General features: G+C 74.2%; 9 protein-coding genes. 2 read left to right on the top strand and 7 right to left on the bottom strand.

Going from position 1 to position 7,520, the window contains the following annotated elements:
* Positions 1 to 183: 183 nt before the first annotated feature.
* From RH94_RS04790 to RH94_RS04760, 7 genes are all read right to left on the bottom strand, one after another.
* Positions 184 to 399, bottom strand: coding sequence for a dodecin (locus tag RH94_RS04790; RefSeq protein ID WP_073946402.1), 216 nt, complete (start codon positions 397 to 399; stop codon positions 184 to 186).
* 299 nt (positions 400 to 698) lie between these two features.
* Positions 699 to 1,661 (bottom strand): L-histidine N(alpha)-methyltransferase, encoded by a 963-nt coding sequence (gene egtD / locus RH94_RS04785; RefSeq protein ID WP_073946401.1) that lies wholly within the window; start codon positions 1,659 to 1,661, stop codon positions 699 to 701.
* Positions 1,658 to 2,449 carry an ergothioneine biosynthesis protein EgtC gene (egtC, locus tag RH94_RS04780; protein WP_073946400.1) on the bottom strand — a complete coding sequence of 264 codons (792 nt, stop codon included), beginning with the start codon at positions 2,447 to 2,449 and terminating at the stop codon, positions 1,658 to 1,660. Before egtC ends, egtD begins: the two co-directional genes overlap by 4 nt.
* A complete protein-coding gene (gene egtB, locus RH94_RS04775; protein WP_073946399.1) occupies positions 2,449 to 3,765 on the bottom strand; it encodes an ergothioneine biosynthesis protein EgtB in 1,317 nt (438 codons plus the stop codon). The genes egtC and egtB overlap by 1 nt, the downstream gene beginning before the upstream one ends.
* Positions 3,762 to 5,063, bottom strand: coding sequence for an ergothioneine biosynthesis glutamate--cysteine ligase EgtA (gene egtA / locus RH94_RS04770; RefSeq protein ID WP_073946398.1), 1,302 nt, complete (start codon positions 5,061 to 5,063; stop codon positions 3,762 to 3,764). Before egtA ends, egtB begins: the two co-directional genes overlap by 4 nt.
* 208 nt (positions 5,064 to 5,271) lie before the next feature.
* Complete coding sequence (locus RH94_RS04765) at positions 5,272 to 5,727, bottom strand: type II toxin-antitoxin system PemK/MazF family toxin (RefSeq protein WP_073946397.1); 456 nt, start codon at positions 5,725 to 5,727, stop codon at positions 5,272 to 5,274.
* Between the two features lie 115 nt (positions 5,728 to 5,842).
* Complete coding sequence (locus RH94_RS04760) at positions 5,843 to 6,259, bottom strand: cupin domain-containing protein (RefSeq protein ID WP_073946396.1); 417 nt, start codon at positions 6,257 to 6,259, stop codon at positions 5,843 to 5,845.
* A gap of 101 nt (positions 6,260 to 6,360) precedes the next feature.
* On the opposite strand from RH94_RS04760, the gene RH94_RS04755 reads away from it, so the two are divergent.
* Together RH94_RS04755 and RH94_RS04750 are read left to right on the top strand one after the other, a co-directional pair.
* A complete protein-coding gene (locus tag RH94_RS04755; RefSeq protein ID WP_073946395.1) occupies positions 6,361 to 7,041 on the top strand; it encodes a helix-turn-helix transcriptional regulator in 681 nt (226 codons plus the stop codon).
* Positions 7,042 to 7,066: 25 nt separating this feature from the next.
* On the top strand, positions 7,067 to 7,495 hold the full coding sequence (locus RH94_RS04750) for a hypothetical protein (RefSeq protein WP_073946394.1): 429 nt from the start codon (positions 7,067 to 7,069) through the stop codon (positions 7,493 to 7,495).
* The last annotated feature ends 25 nt before the right edge of the window (positions 7,496 to 7,520 follow it).

The raw sequence follows: 7,520 nt of genomic DNA, 5'->3' as shown, positions 1-7,520 counted from the left end.
CCGGCTCGCCCGCCACCGGGAGGTCCGGGTCCTCGTGGACGACGACGAGCTGGTGTGCGAGGACGCCGAACGGGCGGGGTTCCACGTCCTGCGCGCCCGCTGGGCGGCTCCGTCGGCCGAGCTGAGGGCCGCGCAGGAGCGCGAGGGGCGGACCTGAGCGATCGACGCCGCCGGCTCGTGTCCTCAGCTCGTGTCCTCGATCCGGAAGCCGACCTTCAGGCCCACCTGGTAGTGCTCGATCTGCCCGTTCTCGATCTGGCCCCTTACCTGGGTCACCTCGAACCAGTCCAGGTTGCGCAGGGTCTGCGAGGCGCGCGCGATGGCGTTGCGGATGGCCTGGTCGACGCCCTCGTGCGAGCTGCCGACGATCTCCGTGACCCGGTAGACGTGCTCGGTCATGCGGATGCTCCTCTCGGTGGACTGAGCGTGGCGCGCGTCACTCCACCGTGCCGTATGCGGAGGCGGAGCGCGAGGCGTACGGCCGATGGGCCGCGTCCGAGCCGCGCTCCGTGTGGTTCCCTCTCCTCCGCCCCGGACGCCTTCGTGGCCCTGGACGGAACAGGACCCCTCATGAGACGTCGTCGTACCCGGCAGGACGGCCGCCCGGCCGCCGGGGCCCGTCGCGCCTCACAGTGGACCACCGGGCGGCCGGCACCGGGGTGACGGCCCGGAAGCAGCGCCCGCCCCGGTCGGCGATCTCACCGCGCCACGCTCAACGACAGCGCGAAGCGTCCCTCGCCGTCCGTCCACCACCGCGTCAACTCCATTCCGGCAGCGGACAGTTCCTCGCTCACCCCCTCCTTGCGGAACTTCGCCGACACCTCGGTGCGCAGCTCCTCGCCCGCCGCGAAGTCCACGGCGAGACCGAGCGCGGGCACCTTCACGGTCTGCGCGGTGCGCGAGCGCAGCCGCATCTCGATCCACTCGCTGCCGGCGTCCCAGAGCGCCACGTGATCGAAGGCGTCCGGCTCGAAGTCGGCGCCCAGTTCGCGGTTGACCACGTTCAGGACGTTCTTGTTGAACGCGGCCGTCACCCCGGCCGCGTCGTCGTACGCCCTGACCAGCACGTCCTCGTCCTTGACCAGGTCCATGCCGAGCAGCAGCGCGTCGCCGGGACGGAGCAGGGCGCGCACCCGGGCCAGGAACGCGGCCCGTTCGGCGGGCAGCAGGTTGCCGATCGTGCCGCCGAGGAACGCCAGCAGCCGCGGACCGGGAGCGTCGGGCAGTGTCAGGCCGGCGGTGAAGTCGGCGATCAGCGCGTGCACGCGCAGCCCCGGCCGCTCGGCCACCAGAGCCCGCCCGGCCTGTTCCAGCGCGGTGTCGCTCACGTCGACGGGAACGTAGGTGTGCAGGCCGGTCAGCGCGTCGATCAGGTAGCGCGTCTTCTCCGAGGAGCCCGAGCCCAGTTCGACCAGGGTGCGGGCGGGCAGCGCGGCGGCGATCTCGGCGGCGCGGGCGGCGAGGATCTCGCGTTCGGCGCGCGTCGGGTAGTACTCGGGCAGTTCGGTGATCCGCTCGAACAGCTCGCTGCCGTAAGCGTCGTAGAACCACTTCGGCGGCAGCCACTTGGGGGCGGAGGTCAGGCCGTGCAGGACGTCGGCGCGCAGCGCGGCGGCCATGGCGTCCTCGGGCAGGGTGCGGGTGACATGGAACTCGCTCACGTACGGGGCTCCTCGGAAGGTGTGGATGCCAGGTCCTCGGTGAGGTCCTTGAGCGGGGTGAGCAGGACGTCCGTGCGGCTCGCCGCGAGCAGTGTGCGGTCGGGGACCCGAAGCCATCCCGGGCCGTCGTCGTAGGGTTCGGAGGCCACCACCGTGCGGCGGCCGGGTTCGGCCAGGTACCACAGGGTGTCGCCCCAGGTGGTCGCGATGATCGTCGCGCCGTCGGTGAGCAGCAGGTTGAGCCGCGAGCCGGGGGCCGCCGCGGCGACCTCCAGCACGGTGTCGGCGAGCGCCTGGCCCGCCTCGTCGCCGGCCCGCAGCCGGGCCAGCACCAGCGCCCACACGAGTGCGGAGTCGTTGCGGGCCTCCAGCTCCAGCAGGTCCCGCGGCGGCAGGGTGCGGGAGACCGCGGCGAGCGAGCCCGGCCAGCCGGTGACGGCGCCGTTGTGGCTGAACAGCCACCGGTCCGCGGCGAACGGCGCCGCCGCGGCCTCCGCGTCCGCGCCCGAGAGGGTCGCGTCCCGCACCGCGGCCAGCAGCGCCGTGGTGCGCACCACCCGGGCCAGGTCGGCGAAGGACAGGTCGGCCCAGACGGGGCCTGCGCGGCGGTAGCGGGCCGGCACCGGGTCGCCCTCGGCGTACCAGCCCACCCCGAAGCCGTCGGCGTTGATCGTCCCGTACCGCTGGTGCCGGGGCGCCCACGCCTGCCGGTACAGGCCGTGGGGCGGTTCCACCAGGTACCGGCCGAGCGGCTCCTCCGGCCCCAGGAACGCCAGGTGACGGCACATCAGCTGTCCTCCGAGCGGGCCGTGCGGAACCCGGAGAAGATCTGCCGCCGGATCGGGTGGTCCCAGTTGCGGAACGTGCCCCGGCAGGCCACCGGGTCCACGGCGAACGAACCGCCGCGCAGCACCTTGTACTCCGGTCCGAAGAACACCTCCGAGTACTCCTTGTACGGGAACGCGGTGAAACCCGGGTAGGGGAGGAAGTCGCTCGCCGTCCACTCCCACACGTCCCCGATCAACTGCCTTACGCCGAGCGGGGACTCACCGGCCGGGTAGCTGCCGGCCGGGGCCGGGCGCAGGTGCCGCTGGCCGAGGTTGGCGTGCTGGGGCGCGGGGTCGGCGTCGCCCCACGGGTAGCGCGTGGAACGGCCGGTGGCCGGGTCGTGGCGGGCCGCCTTCTCCCACTCGGCCTCGGTGGGCAGTCGGCGCCCGGCCCAGCGGGCGTAGGCGTCGGCCTCGTACCAGCACACGTGCAGCACCGGCTCGTCGGGCGGTACGGCCTCGGTGACGCCGAAGCGGCGCCTGAGCCACTGCCCTCCGTCGCGCCGCCAGTACTGGGGCGCGGTGATCCCGTGCCGCCGTATGTGGGCCCAGCCGTCCGGCGTCCACCAGCGGGGGTCGGCGTAGCCGCCGTCCTCGACGAACGCGAGGTACGCGCCGTTCGTCACCGGGGTGGTGTCGATCCGGAACGGCTCCACCTCGCGCACGTGCGCGGGCCGTTCGTTGTCCAGCGCCCACGGCTCGGTGGAGGTGCCCATGGTGAACGGGCCGCCAGGGACGAGGACTTCGGCCGGGCCGGTGAACGGCGGCGCCGGTTCAGGGTCGGGGGCGGTCAGGGCCCGCGGGCCCTTGCGGAGCTGATGGGTGATCAACATGGTCTCGTCGTGCTGCTGTTCGTGCTGCGCGATCATGCCGAAGGCGAAGCCGGCCTCGGTCAGCCGCGTGCCGTGGAAGTCGGTCGACTCCAGCAGGTCCAGCACCCGGCCGCGCACCTCGGCCGCGTAGGCGCGGGCCTCGCCGGGCGCGAGCAGCGGCAGGGAGGGACGTTCGGCGCGCGGGTGCTCGAAGGCGTCGTAGAGGCCGTCGATCTCGGGGCGCAGGGCCTCCCGGCCGCCGACCGCCCGCAGCAGCCACAGCTCCTCCTGGTTGCCGATGTGGGCGAGGTCCCACACCAGCGGGGACATCAGCGGCGAGTGCTGGGCGGTGAGGTCGGGGTCCTCCACGCAGGTGGTCAGCAGCGTGGTGCGGTCACGGGCCGTGGTGAGCGAGCGCAGCGCCCGGTCGCGCAGTGCCCCGGCGTCGAGTACGGGGTCGGTCATGTCGCTGTGTCCTTCCCGTGGGCGCGGCCGTCCGTGCCGCGCAGTCGTTCGAGCAGGTCGTCGGCGGGACAGCGGCCCTTGCGGACGTAGCGGTCCTGGAAGGCCGCGACGGCGTCCGTGACCTCCGTGGTGGCGCCGAGCCGGGGCAGGGCCTCCAGGGCGGCCGTGAAGCAGGCGACGGCGGCCTCGTGCAGCTCGGGGTCGGCGAGCCCGGTGCGGGCCGCCCCGGTCCACAGCGGGTTGTGCGGGGCGGGCAGCGGACCGGAGCGCTCGGTGAGCGGCTTGACCGCCCGGTAGGCGGTCTCGGCCGCCTGGGCGTCGTCGAACAGCGCCGCCGTGACCGCGAGCGGCACGATCCACCCGTCGTCGCCGGGCTGCGCGTCGATCATGCGCAGCTCCAGGTGGCCCCGCGGTCTGACCGGCGGGAACAGCGTGGTGAGGTGGTAGTCGAGGTCCTCCCTGGTCGGCGGCCTCGGGCGGCGCGCACGGGTCCACTCCCGGAAGGTCAGCCCTTCGGGCACCTCCCAGGGTCCGTCGTCGTGCCGTACGCACATCACCGGCGCGTCCAGGACGTGCCGGGCCCAGGCGGCGCGCGGAGCGCCGTCCAGCGGGGGAGCGCCGGCCCGGCCGGGGCCGATCTCCGTCCACATCAGCTGCCGGGTGGAGAGCCAGCCGGTGGGCCTCCGGCCCAGCAGCGGGGAGTTGGCGAACGCGGCCACCAGCACCGCGCCCAGCTGGTGCGCCAGCCACCAGCGGCGCCCGTGGCCGAGCGGGCCGGGCTCCTCGTGGCCGGCGTCCACGCACACCTGCACCGACGCCGAGGCGCACATCATGTGCCGCCCGGCCGGGCCGCCGCGGTCCAGGCAGGCCTCCAGGGCGTCGTAGCGCCGCTCGCGCAGGAATCTGCGGGGGGTGTGCCAGGGGTCGTGGCCGAGGCCGACGAGGCGGAGGCCGCCTCGGGCCAGTACGGCGCGGACGGCGTCGAGATCCGCGGAGACGGTGCCGATGCACTCCATCAGGGAGGCGGCGGGCGGCGAGCTCAGCTCCAGCTGGCCGCCGGGTTCGACGGTGAGCGCCGACCTCAGGGGCACGGTCCGCAGTGCGGCGTAGGCCGCTTCGAGACGTTCGGGTGTCACGGGGAGCCGCGGTGTGCGCAGCTCGTGGACCAGCCATTCCACTTCGACCCCGAGGCGGCGGGGCGGTCCGGTCTTGAAGCAGATGCCGTTGACCAGAGCCTCGGCCTCGGCTTCGGTGACGGCCGTACGAGGGCCCGTACAGCCACTTGCCGAATCGGACATGTCAGGATCCTCCTGCGATTCCAGCACGTCACCGGCCCGGGTCGGTGGGCCGGGCCGGCGTCACACCGTCCCAGCCAAAACCCTCCGACCGATCCGCACAAGGGTACAGATCGTGACAATCCTGGCGCCGAATCTCCTGATTCGCGACTCCGGGGGCGCGCGGCCCGGTCCCGGCGGGCGGTCCGCCGGGACCTTCCGGGCGGCACTTTCAGGTCCAGCCGTAGCGCTCCCGCAGCCGGTGCACGACGAGGTTGAAGCGCATGCGGTCCAGTGCGCACGCCTCACGGCGCATGCCGTCCTCGTGCAGGCGCAGCACCCGGTCGACGTCCACCCAGGAGTCCCGGCCCGAGCGGTCCCAGGGGCCGTTCCCGATCGCCACCCACTCGCGGTCGCCGTCGTGGACCCTGCTGGACAGCTGCACGGCGAGGAACGTGCCGGCGGTCTCCCGGGCCACCACCAGCACCGGGCGGTCCTTGCCCCGGCCGTCGTTCTCCTCGAAGGGCACCCAGGTCCAGACGATCTCCCCGGGGTCGGGGTCGCCGTCGTGCGCGGGCGTGTACTCGGTGCGCACCCGGCCGACCCGGCGGGGGTCGGCCTCGGCGGTGGCGGTGGGGCCGTAGCGGCCGGGAACGTTCTCGTCGGTGAAGTCGGTGAAGGCAGTCACGGAGGGAACCCTAGAACGTCCCCCGGAGCGCGCCGACTTCGGGCGTACGCTGCTCAACCCGCGTACCCCCGTGGGGCGGGCGCCCCGCCGGTCGCCGGAGGCGGGTGCCGGCCGGTCAGGAGGCGTCGTCGCGGCGGCGGATCCACATGCCGGGACGGCGGCGGTGGACGGTGAGGTAGGCCAGTCCGTCCTCGCCGGCGGTGAGGCTGCGCGTGGAGCCGTGCGGCAGCCAGACCGCCGCGCCCTCGGCCAGCCGCCGCGGCTCGTCGCCGGTGCCCGCGCCGAGTACGCCGCTGCCCGCGACGACGAACAGCAGGACGTCCAGGTCCGGTTCGCGGTGCGGCGCGACGCTCCCGCCCGGCGCCAGGCGCACGACGTTCGCGTCGAGCTGGCGTCCGGGCTCGTCCAGCTTCCACAGCACACCGGCCGGTACCGGCGGAGCGTCGGCCAGGGCCCGGGCGTCGCACAGGACCCGCGGTTCCGGCTCCGCCCCGTCGGCCGGTCCGGTGCCGCGCGCGGAAGGCGATGTCATGGCGCACCCCTCTTTCGTCCGGGTCCCGTCCCGGGCCTACGATTATTACATGTAGGATTCGTGAAAAACCGATGGCCGCAGGTGAAACGAGGTGACTGGACGTGACCACCCCACGGGAGAGCCCCCGCCGCCGCGAGGTGCTGGACGTACTGCGCGCCGCCGCCCGGCCGCTGGGCGTCGCGGAGGCGGCCGAGCGGATCGGGGTCCACCCCAACACCGTCCGCTTCCACCTGGACGCCCTGGTGGCCGAGGGCCTGGTCGTACGGCAGGTCGAGGCGCCCTCGGGGCCCGGCCGTCCCCGTACCGTCTACACCCCCCGGCCCGGCATGGACCGCAGGGGGACGCGCAGTTACCGGCTCCTGGCGCAGATCCTGCTCGGGCAGCTGGCGTCCCAGGGCCCCGGGGCGCGGGAGGCCGCGACGGAGGCGGGCCGCGCGTGGGGCGGCTTCCTGGTCGATCCGCTGCCGCCCTCGCGGCAGCCGACGGCCGAGCGCTCGGCGGCCCGGCTCGTCGCCCTGCTGGACGACCTGGGCTTCGCCCCCGAACCCGAGGGCGGCGGTGCCGGGAAGGCGCCGGAGCGGATCCGGCTGCGGCACTGTCCCTTCCTCGAACTGGCCGAGGAATACGGTCAGTTGGTGTGCCCGGTCCATCTGGGGCTGATGCAGGGGGCGTTGGCCGAGCTGCGCGCCCCGTTGGCCGCGACCGGTCTGGAGCCGTTCGCCGAACCCGACTCCTGCCTGGCCCACTTGGCCGCCCGCTCGCCCGAGGCACCCGCCGCGTGACACGACCGAAAGGCAACGCATCGACATGAACACCACGTCGGCCGCCGTGGCGAGCGCGGTCACCTTCGTCTGGCTCGGCATGGTGCTGGCCATCTCCTTCCTGGAGGCCCCGCTGAAGTTCCGCGCCCCCGGCGTGACCATCCCCATCGGGCTGGGCATCGGGCGGCTGGTCTTCCGGGCGCTGAACCTGGTGGAGACGGTGCTGGCCGTCGTCGTGATCGTCGCGGTCGCCGTGGGCGCGGCCCCGGCTTCGGCCGTCGGACTCACCGCGGCCGTGGCCGCGCTGCTCCTCGCCCAGCTGGCCTTCGTCCGCCCCCGGCTGAACCGCAGGTCCGACCGGGTCCTGGCCGGCGAGGAGGGCCCCCGCTCCCGCGGCCACCTGGCCTACGTGGCCCTCGAACTCGCCAAGGTCGGCGTGCTGATCGCGCTGGGCATCCGCCTCGTGTCGGTGTGACCGGCGGGCAGGGCGCCATCGGCGG

This window comes from Streptomyces kebangsaanensis, assembly GCF_001906585.1.
Taxonomy (GTDB): domain Bacteria; phylum Actinomycetota; class Actinomycetes; order Streptomycetales; family Streptomycetaceae; genus Streptomyces; species Streptomyces kebangsaanensis.
The sequence above is the reverse complement of the archived record's forward strand: the minus strand, read 5'-3'. Positions and strand labels throughout refer to the sequence as shown.